Genomic DNA, 15,534 nt, shown 5'->3' with positions numbered 1-15,534 from the left:
AATGATCGAAAATCAATATTTCTCGGTAGTTTCGATCAACATTTGTCAAAGCGTGATCTTTCTACGGACCCTCCGCAAGGGCTTTCCCACACTCGGTAATCGCTTCCCGCGCCAGCACCTTTTGCCGCTCAGTTCCCAGTCTTTCCGCCCATTGTTCGGCCAATTGGAACTCCACCAAGGCCTCGGTGAAGCGCCCGTTACCGCGCAGAAACCAACCAAGACTTGTGTGCAAAGCAATCATCCATCGCTTGGTTCGCTCATGGCGGGCCGTGGAGGCGTATTCCAGGGCGCTCCGCATCCATGCTTCCGCGTGGGCGGTGTCCGCAATGGAGAGCATGTGCAGTGCGTCCACCGCCAGGAATTCCTCACCGAGGTGGTCAGCCAACTCTGCCGCCTGCTCCAGCAGCGGCACCGCCATCGCTGGGTGCCCGCCGGCGTTCAAAATCCGGCCGCGCTCCAAAAGTACCCGCACGCCCACAGTGGGTTCGTCGCCGTCGACCCCGTCAAGGAGTGCGTCAGCTTCGTCCCACCTGCCCTGCAAACCGATGGCCCGACCAAGCTGGGTTGCAAGCTCGGCCCGCTCATCGGCGTCGTAGATTTCCTCCAGCATGGCTGCACGAAACCTGGCTTCGGACGCTGCCGGGTCGCCAAAGTTCCATAAGTGATCCAAAGTTCCCTGATCCAGCATCAACCCGCTCCTGACCAGCCCCAGCTGCGCCCGTTGGCTTGCACTATCAATCTAGCCCCATGTCAGCGGCGTGGGGAGAGGGTGCGGGGGCCGTGTCAGAGCCGGTGCAGTCCGGCCTCAGAGACCAGTGCCGTTGGCGAGCCGCGCCCAGCCGAGCTGTTCCTGCTGCTTGCGGCTTAGCGTAGCCACCACCAGGTCATAGGAGTCCTCCACCATGTCCCGGATCATGTCATCGGGAAGGGCTCCATCCAGGCGGACGCCGTTCCAATGGGTCTTGTTCATATGCCAGGCACCCGTGATCTCGGGATGCGCTGCGCGGAGTTGCTCTGCCAACGCGGGCTCGCACTTCAGGCTCACGGACCAATTGTCAGGATCCATGGCGGAAAGCGCGAACATCTTGGCCTCGTGCCGCGCTCCACCCGCGACGGCGGCCCGCACCTTGAACACGGAGGTTTCAGGTCCGAAGGGGAAGTCTTCAAAGGCACCGGGAAAACCCAGGCAGATCCGGCGGAGCTGGGAAACATCCATGGAGGTGAGCTTACCCGGCCCTATGCCACGCCCAGGAAGTCCTCCAGCAGCACCACTTCCAGGCCCGCGGCCAACTGCGCAGCACGGAAGGCAGCGAGGTCCGCGGCGAACTCGGCACGGAAATGCATCAGCACGATGTCGCCGGGACGCAGGGAGTTACCAACCTGGTAGTCCATTTTTCCGGCGTTCGCCTTGGCCTCCCACGTGACGATCGCCTTCATTCCAGCGGCCGCAACCGCCTGGCGCATGACGTTGGAGTAGGCTCCGCCCGGGGGGCGGAACAGCGTGGGACGCCGGCCATACTGCTGAAGCGCGTAGTCCTGCATGCCGACGATGTCGTTCAGCTGCTGCTGGTATCCCCACTGCCGCACCATGTTGATGTTGTGCGTGACGGTGTGGTTCTCCACCAGGCTGCCTTGCGCCTTGAACGCGTTGAAGAATGCGGGGTTGTCCGCGATGGTGTCCCTGGTCAGGAACAGCGAAGCCGGATAGTCGTAGTCAGCCATGAGCTTGACCGATTCCGGGGTCTTGATATTGCCGTCGTCGATCGTCAGGAACACTACCGGGTGTTTGGTCTCGATCTTGGTGATCACGGGTGCAAGGCCGCCAACAATCGGCGGAAGCTGGTAATCGGGAATGAACGTCCGCCGGATCCGTTTCGTGGCGGCGGGCGTTGGGGTTGGGGCTGCACTGGACGACGGCGGCACCTCACCCCCGACCGACAACCCGCCGTTCGGGGCCCGCCACCTCAGGCGACGCCGACGCGGAACCGTGCGGCAGCTCCGGCGTCGTGCTTTGCGGGGCTGTGCTTTGAGGGACTGTGCTTTGCGCGGTTGTGGTTTCGGGTGCTGCGCAGGCACTCAAACCGGCAACGAGCGAAGCACCGAATACCCCCAGAACGGCCCGCCGGGCTGGTTGGGAAACTGGCATGGAAATGGGCACCGCTGAATGGTCGCCACACATGGCCGTCCCCCAAGGCTAAAAGAATGAGTCAGCTGCAGATTAGCAAAGGATTCGACCCGGCGATTACAGGCCGTAATGCCAGCCTTCGCGTGCCGGGCAGGAATTGACCACGACGTCCAAACCCGCATCCCTGGCGCGCTGCACGGCGTCGTCGTCAAAAACGCCCAGCTGCAGCCACACAGCCTTGGCACCGATGGCAATTGCCTGATCAATAACAGCGCCCACCCGCTGGGAGTTGACGAAGCAGTCAACGACGTCAATGGGGTGTTTCTCCGCAGGAATATCCATAAGGGACTTGTATCCCTTTTCGCCATGGACGTCCTCGCCCTTGAGGTTCACGGGGATGATCTCCATGCCCATGCGGTCCCGAACGTACAGGGAGACGTCGTATGCGGAGCGCCACTCATTCTTGCTAAGCCCTACTATTGCCCAGCATCCTTTTGTTCGCATCAATCGTTCCACTACGGCCGGATCGTTGACATGCATCATGAGGCAAGCTTAGTGTCCCGCGCCCCTCAACCACTGCTTCAGCTTCTCCATAAAGGACTGGAACTCTTCGTGAGACGGCTTCCCGCCCAGCGATGGGAGTGCCTGGCTTGGTTTGTTACCGTGGGCCGGGGCGGGCTTGGCAGTTGCAGTCGGCGCGGCGGTTGGTTCAACAACGTCAGGGAGCCCGGCCTGCCCAAGCTTTCCCTCGTCAAGGCTTATCTCCCGAGGCACTGCTTCCGCAGGCTTCGCTTGGCCCGTAGGGGGCAACTCGCCGCCCGCGCCCGAAGCCGGGACGTTCGCGACGTCGGCCGCCTGCGCTCCCGCCGCCTGCGCTCCAGGCGCTGGCCGGACTCCGGTCGCTGGCTGCGCTCCAGTCGCTGGCTGCAAAGAGGCCTGGCCTGACGGCCCGGCAGCGTCGGGAGCCTGCGGCACCGCAGGTGATTCGGTGGCTGGCGGGAGGGCTGCGGGATCCACTGAGGGCGCTGGTTCGGTGCTGACCTTTGGAGCGTCAGGCGCGGGCGCTGCGGCCGAAGGTTTCGGAGCGAAATTGCCCAGCAGCTCATCAACGAAGGTGGGTGTACGGGTGAAACCGGAACTGGCCGCAGCCACACCACTCACGCCGAGCCCCATAGCCGCAACCACGGCAACGCCCACCACAGCCGTGCGGTGCTTGTTTCGCAAACGGCGCTTGCTGACTTCATCATGGGGTCCGGCTAGCATCGCGGCCAGCGCCGCGTTCGGGGCAGGTGCCGGGAGGGTCGCGAAGGAACGCATGGAGAGCAGGGCCTGGCGCAGGTCGGGCGCGTCAGTGAGCCCGGCGTCGAGCAGGAGCTCGTCGACGATACCTTCGCGTTCCATATCCCTGTATGTCATGAGGACACGTATTCCTTTACTGCCGAATGCTCACGGAGCGTCATCAAAGCCCTGCGCTGCAGTTGCTTCACCGCGCCGGCGGATTTCCCCATGGTGACGGCCACCTGCTCCACGGTCAGGGCCTGCCACGATCCGCAGGGCCAGCACGTCGCGTTGGTCGTCCCCGAGGTAATCCAGGAGCTTCATGACCTCGTGAGGGGCCAGGAGGCCCATGGCCTCTGATTCTGCAGAACCCGATTCGCGGGTATCGCGCTCCGGCTCGAACTGGTGGTGTTCCGGGGCCCTGCTTTGCTTCCGATGCTCATCTACCATGCGGGCGTGGGCCACGGAAAAAACAAAGGTCCGTAATCCGCCTGCTCCTCCCCGGATCTCATCCAATCGGGGCAGGACAGCAAGGAACACGTCCTGTGTGATGGCCTCGGGATCCGACACGCCTTTAGCGGTCAGGTAGCCGAGAACCGGTCCGGCGTACGCCTGGTAGACGGCGCTGAACAATTCCGCGTTATTGCCCTTGAGCGCGTGAAGCGCTTCGTCGGTCAATGCGTCGGTCACAGTAAAGGGACTTTCGATCGGCGGCAGGTCCGGGTTTGGAGCAGGGTCGTCCGCCTTGGCTCGACGGCAACCCACCAAGGGTATCTGCTCAACCGGGCCACCCCAAGGATGGCCCATCATGTCCCTCAAAATCTCATCAGGAAAGAGAAGAACCGGGCTGGAACATGATGGGGGACAAATTCCAGCCCGGCCCTTTCAAAGACGTAATCGTCGGGGTACGCCAAAGGGTTACGCGAGGTACGAACTTTTTTGAAAACTTTTTTGCGGCCCGTCAACGCCACCAGTGAGCTCTGGACTCTGCACACATAATCACTAGTCTGGGAAGGACCAATTCCGAGTTCCAAAGGAGAGATGATGACGCTTCCTCCGACTCACGAACCTGAGCCGTTCCCGCCGGAACCGGGGCCGGTCCAGCCACCACCGGATCCCACTACCCCGTTCCCGCCCAGCCCTATTCCGGATCCAAATCCGACGCCCGGACCGCTTCCGGTTCCGGACCCTGGTCCCGTTCCGCCACATCCGGATCCAACACACCAACCGGATCAGCCGCCAAGTTAGGCCCGTTCAGGGACATGAACACGTACGACGGCGGCCGTCACCTTCCAGGGTGACCGCCGCCGTCGTCGCCGGTTCCGCTCCGCTAGCCGACCGCCCTCTTGATGAGCTCGACGATCGTTGTTTCAAGCTCCGGGGTGAGTTCAGTCAGGGCATACGATGTTGGCCACATGTTGCCGTCATCGAGCATCGCACTCTCTTCGAAGCCGAGAGTGGCATACCTGCTCTTGAACTTGTCGGCGCTCTTGAAGAAAACGATGTTCTTCCCGTCTTTGGCATACGCCGGCATTCCGTACCAGGTCTTAGGGGAAAGCTCCGGCGCGTGCTCCCTGATGAGCGCATGGAGTCGCTGCGCAATGGCCTTGTCCGCTGGTGGCATCTCGGCGATTTTTGCCAGGACGTCGCTCTCGCCGTCGGCTTTGGAAGCCTTCCTGGTCTTTTTGAGTTCTTGCGCACGCTCCTTCATGGCGGCGCGTTCGTCCTCGGAGAATCCGTCGTAGGACTTGGTAGTTCCGGTCTCCGTCATGGCAGGCCCCTCTCGCTGCTGGAAATCTTTCGGATATTTCAACGATAGGTCCGTCGCCGTTCGCCGGGCTTCTTCGAAACTGCTCGACTTCAGGACTGCGCTTCATTGATCTTTTCCTGAGCAAGTGTTGATGGATTGCAGGAGTGGTTCTTGATCCGGGCCCGGCACAGTGGTTCTTGTCAGCCACTCAGGGCCGGCACACGAAACGGCCGGCCGGCAGCGGTGGCCTCCCGAAAGGACACTGATTCCCATGGCCATCAGCCTCAAGACCACCTCCGGCAAGGTCCTCGCTTCCGTCGCACTGCTCGGCACCGCAGCCGCCGTCGCCGGCATGGGAACCTACGGCGCGTTCACCTCCTCCACCTCGGCCAGCCAGCAAGTCACCGCCGGCACCGTCACCATCGCCCTGGGCACCGGAGCGAACAACACCCTCAACGTCCCCGTCGCGGGCCTGCTGCCCGGAGACAAAGTCGAAAAGCTCGTCACCCTGGCCAACACCGGCAACTCGGACCTGAACAACGTCACCCTCACCACCTCCGCCGGCGCCACCGCCTCACTGCTCACCACCGACGTCACCAACGGCCTGCAGCTGACCATCGAGAACTGCTCCGTCGCCTGGACCGGCGCCGCAGCCCCCTACACCTGCACCGGCACCAAAACCACCGTCATGGCCGCCGCCCCGGTGATCACCGCGAACAAGGTCCTGAACAACCTCACCGCCCTGGCCCCGGCCAAAACCGACTACCTCAAAGTCACCACCGCGTTCCCCACCACCGCGAACGACACCTTCCAAGGCGCCACCAGCACCATCGCCTTCGCCTTCACCGGCACCCAACGCACCGAAACCACCAAGTAACACCAGCAAGCAGCACCACCCCAAAAACTCCAACGGCCCCGACACGCTTATGCAGATGGCGTATCGGGGCCGTTGGCCCTTGTTAATGCGGCCTATTGAAGGGGTAACCGCTAGGAGAAACGGCCCGGCCGGAATGTTGCCAGCATGGGGTGCTTCCTGCCTGTCAGGATCTCTCCTGACAGCAGTTCACCTGCAATGAGTCCCAATGTGGCACCCGAGTGCGTGAACGCTACAAAGCAGCCGGGCACTTGGCCCAGTTCACCGAAGACGGGCTCACCGTCGCCGGGGATGGGCTTGTAGCCGATCTTCCAGGACGCTGGCTTAAGCTCCGGGTTGCCTGCAATCAGCTTGGAGGCTTCGTCGGCCAGTTCCTGGACAACCTCGTCAGGGATGCTGAAGGAGCCGTCGGCGTGTTCGGTGATCCGGTCTTCGTACCAGTCGTGGTCCAGGGCGAAAGTGTTGCCCGGGTTGGGACGGACGGCGGCACGTGGCGTATTCATCACTGCCTTCACTTGGTGCTCCACGGGCTTGGTGACCACCAGCATGGACACCGGGGAACCATTGGGGATTTCCACACCGAGCGGCTTCACGACGGCGGGTGTTGCTGCGCCGCATGCCACGAGGACGGCATCGGCTGGATAGGTCTCGCCGGAAGCAGTCTCGACGCCGTTGGCCCGGCCGCCGTCGAGCGTCACCTGGACTTTGCCCGCGTTGAGGATGAGCTTGCCGCCTAGGCTGTGGAACTCCTCCATCAGGAAGTTGACCAGGTCCGGCAGGCTGACCCAGCCCTCTCCCGGGTTGAAAATGGCATTCTCGGGAACAGCGCTGGCGTCGATGCCGGGCGTCACCGATGCAATCTCTTCAGGGGTGAGGAGTTTGGAGTCGTAGCCAATCGACTGTTCGTACGCATGGCGGGCTTCGGTCACCTCGCGCTGGCCGGCAGCGTTCCACATGAGGCCTCCGCCGAACTGCAGCCACTCGCGGGTGGGGTCGGCCGCGAACAGTGTCCGGTACCGGTCTACGCCGGCCAGCCGCAGCTGGTGGTAAGGGGTGGACCTTTCGCCGGCTGAATTAAGCCAGGACAGTGAACGGCCCGTGGCCTCGCTGGCCAGGCCCTGCTCGGTCAGGAGCGTCACGGAAGCTCCCCCGCGGAGCAGGTGAACGGCGGTGGAAACGCCCAGGATGCCGCCCCCGATGACGGCGACGTGCTTGGTGGAGGACATAGTTCTCCCTTTCTTTCGTGCTTGTGGATGCTTGGGACGCTCTTGCACTTAGGCGAAGGCGTGGATGCTTTCGATGATTTTGAGGGTTTCCAGCGCCTCGGCCGGAGCTACGGGAAGCCGCCCTTGGCCACGGAGGCAAGCTGCCAGTTCCGCGTAGAACTGCGGGTAGGCGCCCTTTTCTGCAGGTACGGGTGTGGCTGAACCGTCAACTCCCAGAAGCCCCCAAGACTCCTGGGGTTCAACGCCATAGGAAGCCTCCGACGGCGTAACACCGGCTGCGAGCGCGGGTTCCTGGCTGTCGAGACCCCACTTGGTGTACCCGGCTTTTGATCCGAGGACGTGGAACCGCGGGCCAACCTGGGCCGCCATGCCGTTCATCCACAGCCGGGATCGAACGCCTGACTCGTGGAGCAGGGTGACGAAGGCTTCCGTGTCTGCCGCGCCGGGGTGGGGGCCATGGTTTGCGGTCTCGCCGTAGCTCTCCTCCACTGGTCCAAACAGCTGGATGGCCTGGTCGATCAAGTGGGCGCCGAGGTCATGGAGGATGCCACCGCCCTCGGCCAGGGTTGACGTATCGCGCCAGTTTCCGAAGCCTTCAGGCCGCCACCATTCAAAACGTGACTCAAAAGTCCGTACTTCACCCAGCGCCCCTTCCTGCAGCAGTTTGCGCAACGTCAGGAAGTCGGCGTCCCACCGGCGGTTCTGGAAGACAGTGAGCTGCACACCGGCGTCGGACGCGCGTGTGGCCAGTTCCTCACCGTGGGCGACGCTGGTGACGAAAGGTTTGTCCACCACAACGTTCAGGCCGCAGGCGATCGCCGTGGCACCAAGCTGGAGGTGGGTGAGCGGCGGCGTTCCCAGCACCACAAGATCGAGCTCGCTGGCAAGCGCGAACATGTGTTCCGGAGTGGGCAGTATCCTCGCTTGTGGGTAGAGGCGGGCGGCCTCGCGGGCGCGCTCCGGGTCCGCCGTCACGATGACGTCCAGTGAATAGTTCGGATCCGCTGCAATCAGCGGGGCATGGAAGACCTTGCCTGAGACGCCAAACCCGACGACGGCGGTCCGGATCGGTGCCGCTGTTCCTTGGGCCATCACAGGATTCCCGCCCATCACAGGACTTCCGAAAGGAAGCGCTGCAGGCGTTCGCTGCGCGGGTTGTCGAAGAGCTCGGCGGGCGTGCCCACTTCCACCACTTCGCCCTCATCCATGAAGACCACTTGATCAGCAACCTTGCGGGCAAAGCCCATCTCGTGAGTCACCACCAGCATGGTCATGCCGCGGCGGCCGAGGCCTGCCATGAGGTTCAGGACACCCTTGACGAGTTCCGGGTCCAGCGCGCTGGTGGCTTCGTCGAAGAGCATGACTTCGGGTTCCATGGCAAGCGCGCGGGCGATGGCGACGCGCTGCTGCTGACCGCCGGAGAGGTCGCGGGGCCGGTGGTCGGCGCGTTCGGCGAGGCCCACTTCGGCGAGCCGGCGCCGGGCGCGTTCCCGTGCCTCCTTCTTGGACATTCCCTTGACGCTCCATAGAGCCAACGCCACATTTTCCAGGGCTGTGTGGTCAGGGAAGAGGTTGAAGTGCTGGAACACCATGCCGATGCGGGCGCGGAGGATGTCCGGCTTGACCTTGAGGGCGCTTTCGCCTGCGAGAAGCACGTCCCCGCTCTTGGGTTCGTGCAGGCGGTTGACGCCCCGCAGGAGGGTGGACTTGCCGGAACCGGACGGACCGATGATGCACGTGGTGGTGCCTGGAGCCACATTCAGGCTGACGTTGCGGAGTACTTCGACGTCGCCATAGGCCATGGTCAGGTTCCGCAGTTCCAGGCTGGAGCCGTGGAACTTTTCGATGTCCGGGGTGGTTTTGTTTGTGCTGGCACTGGCTGTGTTGCTGCTGCTTGTGAGGTTCACGTGTTGCTCCCGGTGATGAGCGGCGATGCCGCATCGAGTTCCTTGACTTCCTTCAGCCCGCTGGTTGGGGCTGTGGGACGGCGGCGACCGGTGCGGAACTTGTTATCGAAGTAGTTGACCAGGTGGGTCAGTGGCACGGTGATCACCAAGTAGAAGATGCCTGCCATGACCAGCGGCGAGAGATTGCCTGAGAGTACTGCGGCATCCTGGCCCACGCGGAACAGTTCACGTTCGCTGACCAGCAGGCCCAGGAAGTAAACCAATGAGGAGTCTTTGACGATCGCAATGAACTGGTTTACCAGTGCAGGCAGCACCCGGCGGACGCCCTGTGGCACCACTACCAGTGCCATGGACTTGGAGTAGCTCATGCCCAGGGCCCCGGCATGCCTCGCCTTGGCCTTTGTCCACGCTCTGGATGCCTGCACGGAAGATTTCTCCGATGTAGGCGCTGGCGATCAGACTCAACGCGATGATTCCCAAGGGATATGGTGAGGGTCCAAACACCGACTGGCTGAAGCGGGCAAAGCCCTGCCCGATCAGGAGGATAGTGAGGATCGCGGGCAGTCCACGGAACAGGTCTGTGTAGACCCGCGCCGGGATACGCAGCCACTTTGACCGCGAGATCCCCATGACCGCCACCACCATGCCCATCACTACGCCGAGGATGGTTGCTGCGATGGAGATGATCAGGGTGTTGAGGAGTCCAACTCCCAGGAGTTGGGGCAGTACTTCGATCATTGAATCGACATCGAAGAACGTGCGGCTGATGGTATTGAGCCAATCCATTGAGTGCTCTCAGACGTTTGTTGGTTTTCGGATTGCCGGGCGGGCTATGCGGTTTGGCCCGCCCGGCAATGTTGGTGGGATTCCGGTTGCGTTACTTTGCAGCCGTTGGTGACGGGCTGGAGGTCTGCTCGGCCTTGGGCAGGTACTGCTCGGGCATCGGCGAGCCCGGGAACCACTTCTGGTAGAGCTTCTTCCAGGTGCCGTCTTCCATGGCCGCGGCAAGACCCTTGTTCAGGGCTTCCTTGAAGGCGGGCTTGTTCTTGGCAATGGCAAAGCCTGCCGGGGCGTCGAAGGACGGGATGTCAGCTGCACTGACCAGTCCGAACTGCTCCTGGTACGCCTTGGCTGCCTCGTAGTCCAGGAAGTGGGCGTCCACTGCGCCGCTGTTGACGGCGGAGATTGCGGTGTTGTTGTCGGGGAAGCGGACCAGCTGTGCGGAGGTAAAGTTCTTGACCGCGTAGGCTTCCTGGAGCGTGCCCTGGACGACGCCCAGGCGCTTGCCGGACAGGCCGTTGACGTCCTTGATACCGGACGTCTTGGTGGTGATGACCGTTAGGTAGCCGGCCAGGTAGCCGTCGGAGAAGTCAACGGTTTCCTTGCGCTTGTCCGTGATGCCAATGGCCGCGACGCCGACGTCGAACTGGCCATTGGCTACTGCTGCGAGCAGGCCGGAGAAGTCCTGTCCGGTGAAGACAACCTTGTCCACGCCGGCACGGTGGGCCACGTCCTTGAAGAGCTCCACATCGAAGCCGGTGAAGTTGCCTGAGCCGTCTGTGAACGTGTAGGGCTTCGAGTCGCCCAGGCTGGCGACACGGATGGTGCCGGGTTCGATCAGGCCGTAGGGGTTCTCAGCCGAGCTTGAGGTCCCGGCGGAGGATCCACCACAGCCGGAGAGGGCGAGGATGGCCGCCAAGGCTGCTGCTGCGAGCGCTGCCGGGCGGAAGTTCAGTTTGATCACAGCGTTGTCCAATCGTGGGGAGGGCCAGCGGTGCTGTCTGGGCCGCTTTTGGGGTCTAACTCGATGTGAGGTCTTGTTGAGTCCGGTCTCAGCCCTTAGGATTGAGACCGGACTCACATCGATTGATTGAAAATGTAGCGGAAGTCACAAGCCGCGTCAACACCACTTCTGAAAGGTGAACATGAGTACTGACGGATCCCGACGGCGGGACGTGACAGTTGCCGACGTCGCCAAAGCCGCCCAAGTCTCCAAGGCCCAAGCCGCGCGCGCACTGGGCAACTATGGCGCCGTCAGCGAGGACGTTCGGGAACGGGTCCTCGCCGCAGCCGAGGGGCTTGGCTATCGCCCAAATGAGCTTGCGCGCAGCATGAACACGGGCAAATCCAACACCATTGGCGTAGTGGTGGGCGATATCGAAAACCCGCACTTCGGCCTGGCCACCAGAGGCATCACCGACACGGCGAAGAAGAGCGGTTACAACGTCATCCTCATCAACACCGACGAAGAACGGGCCGCCGAGGTGGACGCCGTCCAAGTGCTTCTGGACAAGCGGGTTGATGGGCTCATCGTTGCTCCCGCTTCATCAGTGGAAACCTCACATTTGAAGGAAGTCCGCGACTCTGGCCGGCCCTTGGTCCTGCTGGACCGCGCAGCCGAAGGACTCGACGTCGAGACCTTCGCCGTGGACATGGGCGCCATCTCCTACGAGTCCACCAAGTACCTCATCGAAGCAGGCCACCGACGCATCGCGTTCGTCTCAACCGTTCGGACAGACGGGCCCTACGTGGCGGGGATGCCGCTGGATTCCTCGCAGATCTCGGACCGCCTTGAGGGAATCCGCCGCGCCTTCGAGGAGGAAGGCCTCGGCCAGCCGGTAGACCTGGTCCGGCTCAATGCCGGCGATGCGGAGTCCATCATGCGAATCACCCGTGACCTGCTCCAGGGGCCGGATGCTGCCACTGCCATCATTGCCTCCGACGGCCTCATCGCCTTGAGCGTTGTGGAGGCCATCCAGGAATCGGGCCTCTCCATCCCCTCGGATGTGTCCCTCATCATGTACGACGATTTTGCCTGGACCCGTCTCACTACTCCCCCGCTCACAGTCATTGCGCAGCCCGTCTACGACATGGGAATGGCTGCCGCCACCGCGTTGATCCGGCAGATTGAGGGCAGAAAATCTTCCTCGCCCGCTGGACCGCCATTGGAGGCGCGACTCGTGCGCCGCGGCTCAGTCGGTTCCCCGAAGGACGTCGGGGTGCTCAGCCAGACGGGCGGCTAGCCCCTGCCAAACCTCTTGCACGCCCAAGAGAAACGACCACACTGGAAGCATCAGGTGAGGAAGCTGACATGCCAAAAGTGGAAGTGGATCTGGATACCGTCGTCCCGCCGGGGAAGGTACGGGAGGCATTGCTGGACTTTAGCCCGCGTCGGCCGGAGATCTGGCCAGGTATTTACCCTCCCATGTACGAGGTTTACCAGGTGGGTGAGACCTTCGCGGACATCAGAGAAGGAAGCAAAGCTCCCGGTGGCGTGATCTGGGCCAAGGAACACTACGACTGGGCAAACCCCGACGAAGTGAAGTGGACGGTCCAGGAGAGTAATTTCTGCGCGCCGGGAAGCTACGTGAGCGCGCGAATCACACCCAATGAGTCTGGCGGTTCACGCATTCACATCACGTGGAACCGCAGGCCCACCAGTTTGATGGGGCGAGTGGCCACCTTCATGATCGTCGTGACCCGGGGTGCGCCAGTGGCAAGCTCCCTGCGAATGGGCCTGAAGAAGTTGGAAGCGAAAGGCGCAACCTAGTCATGATCAAATCCGCAGAGAGCGTTGTCATAGCCCGGACACCGGAGGAGGTCTTCCAATATGTGGCGGACCTTCGCAACGAACCGAGCTGGCACGTTGACATTGCCAGCGTGCCCGGGCCTAGCCAACTTCCGATTGCAGGTTCTGCTCGACGACAGCCAAGGTGCGGGCGAGTTCCTCAGTAGGACTGAACTCCACCAGAATGGTCCCTGGATCGAGCTCATCAGTGTGCCCGGGCGGCGTGTAGTACGCTTCGCCGGCTTCGACGATCTCGTCGCCATCAGGCAAGTGCATGGTGAGTCGGCCCTTCACGACGTAACCCCAGTGGTGGCTTTGGCACCGGTCATCCGGCAGACCCTTGTAGAACGGCGTGAAGTCGCCTCCCTCTTCGAACCTTTCAAAGGCGATGGTGTATCCGTCGGCCTCCCGGTATCGACCCTCGTAGCCGGTCATGCGCTCAACGCGGGCGCTCTCGTCATCAATCGATAGCTTTGCCATTTCCTTGCTCCTTCTTTGTGATAGCGCGGGTTCAGGCCCGCGCCGTGGTTTCTGCCGCAGCGATGAGCCGGCCCAATCCTTCCCTGCTTGCCCGCGCCCACTCACGCACAGCGAGTGACCTGAGAACAGGAAAACCCAACATGGCCAGCAGACCCGGCAGCCCACTGGCCCGCACCAGCCGGCATGTGTAGGTGACGTCGCTCTGTTCCGCAGCCTCTTCAATTTCGTAACGGTGGACCAGGAGCCAAGCAGCCTTTGTCCCATGCTTTTTTGACTCCAGAGCGGACTCAGTGACCCGTTCAAACATCCAGGGCCGAAGCGCTTCCGTGACTACAGACGAATCCCTCATCCGGCAGATTCGGTCCTCAGCCGTGGAAGTAAACTCCGTTCCGGCGGTTGCCTGCCCAGGAGGGGCCTGCATGGACAGAAGCGTGGATGCCTCGGCCCCTCCCCACATCATGTGATGGGGCAGATCAGCGAGGACGTCGAAAACGATGTCCGGCGGGACAGTGGCATGTTGATGGACTGTCACGGCGATTTCACGATCGAGGACGTTGCCTGCTGTTCGTTGCTGCTTCATTCCGCACCTCCCGTTGGCTTTTTGCGGATAGTCAAAGCATGCGGCGACGGCGGCAGGAAAGGATGGGGAGCATCCCCTATTTAAGGCCCTGCTCTTTGGGGGATTGACGCAGGACGAATGCTGCCGCTTCGCCCCGGCTGCGCAATTGGAGCTTGGCGAGGATGCTGCTGACGTGGTGCTCGGCGGTCTTCGCGCTAATGAACAGGCGATCAGCAATCTCGCTGTTGGTCAGGGCCTCGGCAAGTAAGCTAAGCACTTCGCGTTCGCGCCGAGATAACAGCCCCAGCGCCTTCGGCCCTGTGCGGGCGGGACCGCCAAGGGCGCGAAGAAGCGCTGCTGCCTTGTCTGCCATGCCGCCGGCACCCGCGTCGTCGAACGCAGCGAGTGCCGCTCCCGCCTCGTGAACAGCCACTTCAGGGTCCGTCTCACGCAGGGCTCCGGCCAGCGATAGATGGGCGCTCGCGGCCTCAAGGGGCATGTTGAGCTCAGCAAAAATCGAAATTGCTGCGTCCAGCCGTTCACGTGCCGAGGCCACGTCCCCCAGGGCAGCTGCGACGCGACCAGCGGCGAGATGCGATGCCGCAAGTGACCGGGGCCATTGCGTCCGGGCTGCGACTTCATCAAGGCGTTCGGCTGTCGCTCGGGCTTGGCCGACGTCACCTTGTGTCAGCTGGACCTCGGTCAGCAACGCCAGTAGCGGCACCGTGAGCAGCCCACCTCCGACGTGGTGGATCCGGCGATGCAGCAGCGCTGCGGCAACTGCAGTGTCGCCCGCCGCAAGCCGGACTGCCGCCGTTGCGCGCAAGGCGTCCGGCCGATCCTCGAAGCCAGCGAGCAATCGGCTTGCCTCCTCCACCCGGCCCTGCAGGAGTCGCAGTTCCGCCAGCTTGGCAGCGGGGTGCACACAACGTGCACGATGACCGCCTTGGTCCAATTCATGCAGCGTCCTGGTGAGCCAGCCCTCGGCGCTCGCAATGTCACCGGCGGCAAGGAATATCTCCGCGCAACACGTACCGCAGAATTCCAGCAAGGCCGGATGGCCTGTACTTTGCATGAAGCGCAGGACGGTCTTATTCCACTGGCTGAGTCGAGATGTATCGCAGGCTTCTTCGCTGGCGCGCGTCACAATGCAGCACACGTCGCCGAAGATCATCTGATCGTGAACTTCCCCGGCGGTTGCCACGACCATGGCCTCATCAACCAGCGTCATGCCTTCCAGCACGTTCCCGGAGGCTATCGTCCCGAGGCCCTGGAGGGCGAGGGCCACGGCCTCAAGGTCCGGGTCATTCCACTTGCGCGCCAACTCAAGCGCAGTCCTGGCATCATCACCCGCAGAGGCTGGGTCGGCCCGTAGCAAACCGCGCGTCAGCGCCATCCAGCCCCGTTCGACGCCTTCCGGCAAGCGGAACGCAAGGCCCTCCGCCCGTGCCAGCCAACCGCGGCTGACCGCCTCGCTACCCAAGGCATCCGCGTATTCGCGGGCCAACCACAAAGCCGTACGAAATGCCGGAGAGTCCTGGCCCAGCCGACGAAAACCGGCGAAAGCAGCTGTGCGCTCCGCAATGGAGCGATCAACGTCGCGAAGCCACCACAGCGCGCGTCCCAAACCATCGTGCGCTGCAGGATCATCCTGGATCGCCAGCACGGACTCGAAAGCCTCTGCCGCTGCATTCCAGTCGGAAGCAGCGAGGAAGTGATCACCCGCAGCCAGGCCTTCAGACACCGAGGCATTGACCATGTGTTCAT

The 15,534-nt window shown here is 62.6% G+C and carries 17 protein-coding genes and 2 pseudogenes; 4 read left to right on the top strand and 15 right to left on the bottom strand.

Annotated elements, in window-relative coordinates; genetic code table 11:
- Nucleotides 1-61: 61 nt before the first annotated feature.
- The 7 genes and pseudogenes from LDP01_RS21495 to LDP01_RS21465 form a co-directional block, all read right to left on the bottom strand.
- Nucleotides 62-688, bottom strand: coding sequence for a tetratricopeptide repeat protein (locus LDP01_RS21495; protein ID WP_224094110.1), 627 nt, complete (start codon nucleotides 686-688; stop codon nucleotides 62-64).
- Between the two features lie 117 nt (nucleotides 689-805).
- Complete coding sequence (locus LDP01_RS21490; protein ID WP_224094109.1) at nucleotides 806-1,216, bottom strand: MmcQ/YjbR family DNA-binding protein; 411 nt, start codon at nucleotides 1,214-1,216, stop codon at nucleotides 806-808.
- A gap of 20 nt (nucleotides 1,217-1,236) precedes the next feature.
- The gene (locus LDP01_RS21485; RefSeq protein WP_224094108.1) at nucleotides 1,237-1,941 is read right to left on the bottom strand and encodes a polysaccharide deacetylase family protein; all 705 of its coding nucleotides are present in this window, start codon (nucleotides 1,939-1,941) and stop codon (nucleotides 1,237-1,239) included.
- A gap of 301 nt (nucleotides 1,942-2,242) precedes the next feature.
- Nucleotides 2,243-2,668 carry a CoA-binding protein gene (locus tag LDP01_RS21480; protein ID WP_224094107.1) on the bottom strand — a complete coding sequence of 142 codons (426 nt, stop codon included), beginning with the start codon at nucleotides 2,666-2,668 and terminating at the stop codon, nucleotides 2,243-2,245.
- Nucleotides 2,669-2,677: 9 nt separating this feature from the next.
- Nucleotides 2,678-3,541, bottom strand: a complete 864-nt coding sequence (locus LDP01_RS21475; RefSeq protein ID WP_224094105.1) for a hypothetical protein — start codon at nucleotides 3,539-3,541, stop codon at nucleotides 2,678-2,680.
- Nucleotides 3,538-4,093 (bottom strand): annotated as a pseudogene (locus LDP01_RS21470) (RNA polymerase sigma factor). Before LDP01_RS21470 ends, LDP01_RS21475 begins: the two are co-directional and overlap by 4 nt.
- A gap of 640 nt (nucleotides 4,094-4,733) precedes the next feature.
- Nucleotides 4,734-5,174, bottom strand: a complete 441-nt coding sequence (locus tag LDP01_RS21465; RefSeq protein ID WP_224094103.1) for an iron chaperone — start codon at nucleotides 5,172-5,174, stop codon at nucleotides 4,734-4,736.
- A 250-nt stretch (nucleotides 5,175-5,424) separates the two neighbouring features.
- Here LDP01_RS21465 and LDP01_RS21460 point away from each other — a divergent pair, with 250 nt between their 5' ends.
- Nucleotides 5,425-6,030: a TasA family protein gene (locus tag LDP01_RS21460; RefSeq protein ID WP_224094101.1), complete on the top strand. Its 606-nt coding sequence runs from the start codon at nucleotides 5,425-5,427 to the stop codon at nucleotides 6,028-6,030.
- A 110-nt stretch (nucleotides 6,031-6,140) separates the two neighbouring features.
- Here the strand turns inward: LDP01_RS21460 and LDP01_RS21455 are convergent, their stop codons facing one another.
- The 5 genes and pseudogenes from LDP01_RS21455 to LDP01_RS21435 form a co-directional block, all read right to left on the bottom strand.
- The gene (locus LDP01_RS21455) at nucleotides 6,141-7,253 is read right to left on the bottom strand and encodes an NAD(P)/FAD-dependent oxidoreductase (RefSeq protein WP_224094099.1); all 1,113 of its coding nucleotides are present in this window, start codon (nucleotides 7,251-7,253) and stop codon (nucleotides 6,141-6,143) included.
- Nucleotides 7,254-7,301: 48 nt separating this feature from the next.
- Nucleotides 7,302-8,345 (bottom strand): Gfo/Idh/MocA family protein, encoded by a 1,044-nt coding sequence (locus LDP01_RS21450; RefSeq protein ID WP_527249096.1) that lies wholly within the window; start codon nucleotides 8,343-8,345, stop codon nucleotides 7,302-7,304.
- Between the two features lie 17 nt (nucleotides 8,346-8,362).
- Nucleotides 8,363-9,160, bottom strand: a complete 798-nt coding sequence (locus LDP01_RS21445) for an amino acid ABC transporter ATP-binding protein (RefSeq protein WP_275965067.1) — start codon at nucleotides 9,158-9,160, stop codon at nucleotides 8,363-8,365.
- Nucleotides 9,157-9,946 (bottom strand): annotated as a pseudogene (locus LDP01_RS21440) (amino acid ABC transporter permease). The gene LDP01_RS21445 and the pseudogene LDP01_RS21440 overlap by 4 nt, the downstream one beginning before the upstream one ends.
- Nucleotides 9,947-10,037: 91 nt before the next feature.
- The gene (locus LDP01_RS21435) at nucleotides 10,038-10,904 is read right to left on the bottom strand and encodes an ABC transporter substrate-binding protein (protein ID WP_224094096.1); all 867 of its coding nucleotides are present in this window, start codon (nucleotides 10,902-10,904) and stop codon (nucleotides 10,038-10,040) included.
- A gap of 181 nt (nucleotides 10,905-11,085) precedes the next feature.
- On the opposite strand from LDP01_RS21435, the gene LDP01_RS21430 reads away from it, so the two are divergent.
- The 3 genes from LDP01_RS21430 to LDP01_RS24040 all read left to right on the top strand — a co-directional run bounded on the left by LDP01_RS21430 (nucleotide 11,086) and on the right by LDP01_RS24040 (nucleotide 12,895).
- Nucleotides 11,086-12,183 (top strand): LacI family DNA-binding transcriptional regulator, encoded by a 1,098-nt coding sequence (locus LDP01_RS21430; protein WP_224094095.1) that lies wholly within the window; start codon nucleotides 11,086-11,088, stop codon nucleotides 12,181-12,183.
- 68 nt (nucleotides 12,184-12,251) lie between these two features.
- Complete coding sequence (locus tag LDP01_RS21425) at nucleotides 12,252-12,710, top strand: hypothetical protein (protein ID WP_224094094.1); 459 nt, start codon at nucleotides 12,252-12,254, stop codon at nucleotides 12,708-12,710.
- 2 nt (nucleotides 12,711-12,712) lie between these two features.
- Nucleotides 12,713-12,895, top strand: a complete 183-nt coding sequence (locus LDP01_RS24040; protein ID WP_527249095.1) for an SRPBCC family protein — start codon at nucleotides 12,713-12,715, stop codon at nucleotides 12,893-12,895.
- Here LDP01_RS24040 and LDP01_RS21420 read toward each other — a convergent pair.
- The 3 genes from LDP01_RS21420 to LDP01_RS21410 all read right to left on the bottom strand — a co-directional run bounded on the left by LDP01_RS21420 (nucleotide 12,831) and on the right by LDP01_RS21410 (nucleotide 15,526).
- Nucleotides 12,831-13,208 (bottom strand): cupin domain-containing protein, encoded by a 378-nt coding sequence (locus LDP01_RS21420; RefSeq protein WP_216922055.1) that lies wholly within the window; start codon nucleotides 13,206-13,208, stop codon nucleotides 12,831-12,833. The two genes, LDP01_RS24040 and LDP01_RS21420, sit on opposite strands and share 65 nt — an antisense overlap.
- Nucleotides 13,209-13,239: 31 nt before the next feature.
- Nucleotides 13,240-13,788 carry an SRPBCC family protein gene (locus LDP01_RS21415; RefSeq protein ID WP_224094093.1) on the bottom strand — a complete coding sequence of 183 codons (549 nt, stop codon included), beginning with the start codon at nucleotides 13,786-13,788 and terminating at the stop codon, nucleotides 13,240-13,242.
- 76 nt (nucleotides 13,789-13,864) lie between these two features.
- A complete protein-coding gene (locus tag LDP01_RS21410; protein WP_224094092.1) occupies nucleotides 13,865-15,526 on the bottom strand; it encodes a helix-turn-helix transcriptional regulator in 1,662 nt (553 codons plus the stop codon).
- Nucleotides 15,527-15,534 lie beyond the last annotated feature (8 nt).

This window comes from Arthrobacter sp. StoSoilB13, assembly GCF_019977255.1.
Lineage (GTDB): Bacteria > Actinomycetota > Actinomycetes > Actinomycetales > Micrococcaceae > Arthrobacter.
This window is presented reverse-complemented; position numbering and strand designations above follow the sequence as displayed.

What these genes read in the sequence shown, in the direction of transcription:
- LDP01_RS21495 (WP_224094110.1), bottom strand. Translation starts at nt 688, where the DNA reads ATGCTGGATCAGGGAACTTTGGATCACTTATGGAACTTTGGCGACCCG.
- LDP01_RS21490 (WP_224094109.1), bottom strand. Translation starts at nt 1,216, where the DNA reads ATGGATGTTTCCCAGCTCCGCCGGATCTGCCTGGGTTTTCCCGGTGCC.
- LDP01_RS21480 (WP_224094107.1), bottom strand. Translation starts at nt 2,668, where the DNA reads ATGATGCATGTCAACGATCCGGCCGTAGTGGAACGATTGATGCGAACA.
- LDP01_RS21475 (WP_224094105.1), bottom strand. Translation starts at nt 3,541, where the DNA reads ATGACATACAGGGATATGGAACGCGAAGGTATCGTCGACGAGCTCCTG.
- LDP01_RS21465 (WP_224094103.1), bottom strand. Translation starts at nt 5,174, where the DNA reads ATGACGGAGACCGGAACTACCAAGTCCTACGACGGATTCTCCGAGGAC.
- LDP01_RS21460 (WP_224094101.1), top strand. Translation starts at nt 5,425, where the DNA reads ATGGCCATCAGCCTCAAGACCACCTCCGGCAAGGTCCTCGCTTCCGTC.
- LDP01_RS21455 (WP_224094099.1), bottom strand. Translation starts at nt 7,253, where the DNA reads ATGTCCTCCACCAAGCACGTCGCCGTCATCGGGGGCGGCATCCTGGGC.
- LDP01_RS21450 (WP_527249096.1), bottom strand. Translation starts at nt 8,345, where the DNA reads ATGGCCCAAGGAACAGCGGCACCGATCCGGACCGCCGTCGTCGGGTTT.
- LDP01_RS21430 (WP_224094095.1), top strand. Translation starts at nt 11,086, where the DNA reads ATGAGTACTGACGGATCCCGACGGCGGGACGTGACAGTTGCCGACGTC.
- LDP01_RS21425 (WP_224094094.1), top strand. Translation starts at nt 12,252, where the DNA reads ATGCCAAAAGTGGAAGTGGATCTGGATACCGTCGTCCCGCCGGGGAAG.
- LDP01_RS24040 (WP_527249095.1), top strand. Translation starts at nt 12,713, where the DNA reads ATGATCAAATCCGCAGAGAGCGTTGTCATAGCCCGGACACCGGAGGAG.
- LDP01_RS21420 (WP_216922055.1), bottom strand. Translation starts at nt 13,208, where the DNA reads ATGGCAAAGCTATCGATTGATGACGAGAGCGCCCGCGTTGAGCGCATG.
- LDP01_RS21415 (WP_224094093.1), bottom strand. Translation starts at nt 13,788, where the DNA reads ATGAAGCAGCAACGAACAGCAGGCAACGTCCTCGATCGTGAAATCGCC.
- LDP01_RS21410 (WP_224094092.1), bottom strand. Translation starts at nt 15,526, where the DNA reads ATGGTCAATGCCTCGGTGTCTGAAGGCCTGGCTGCGGGTGATCACTTC.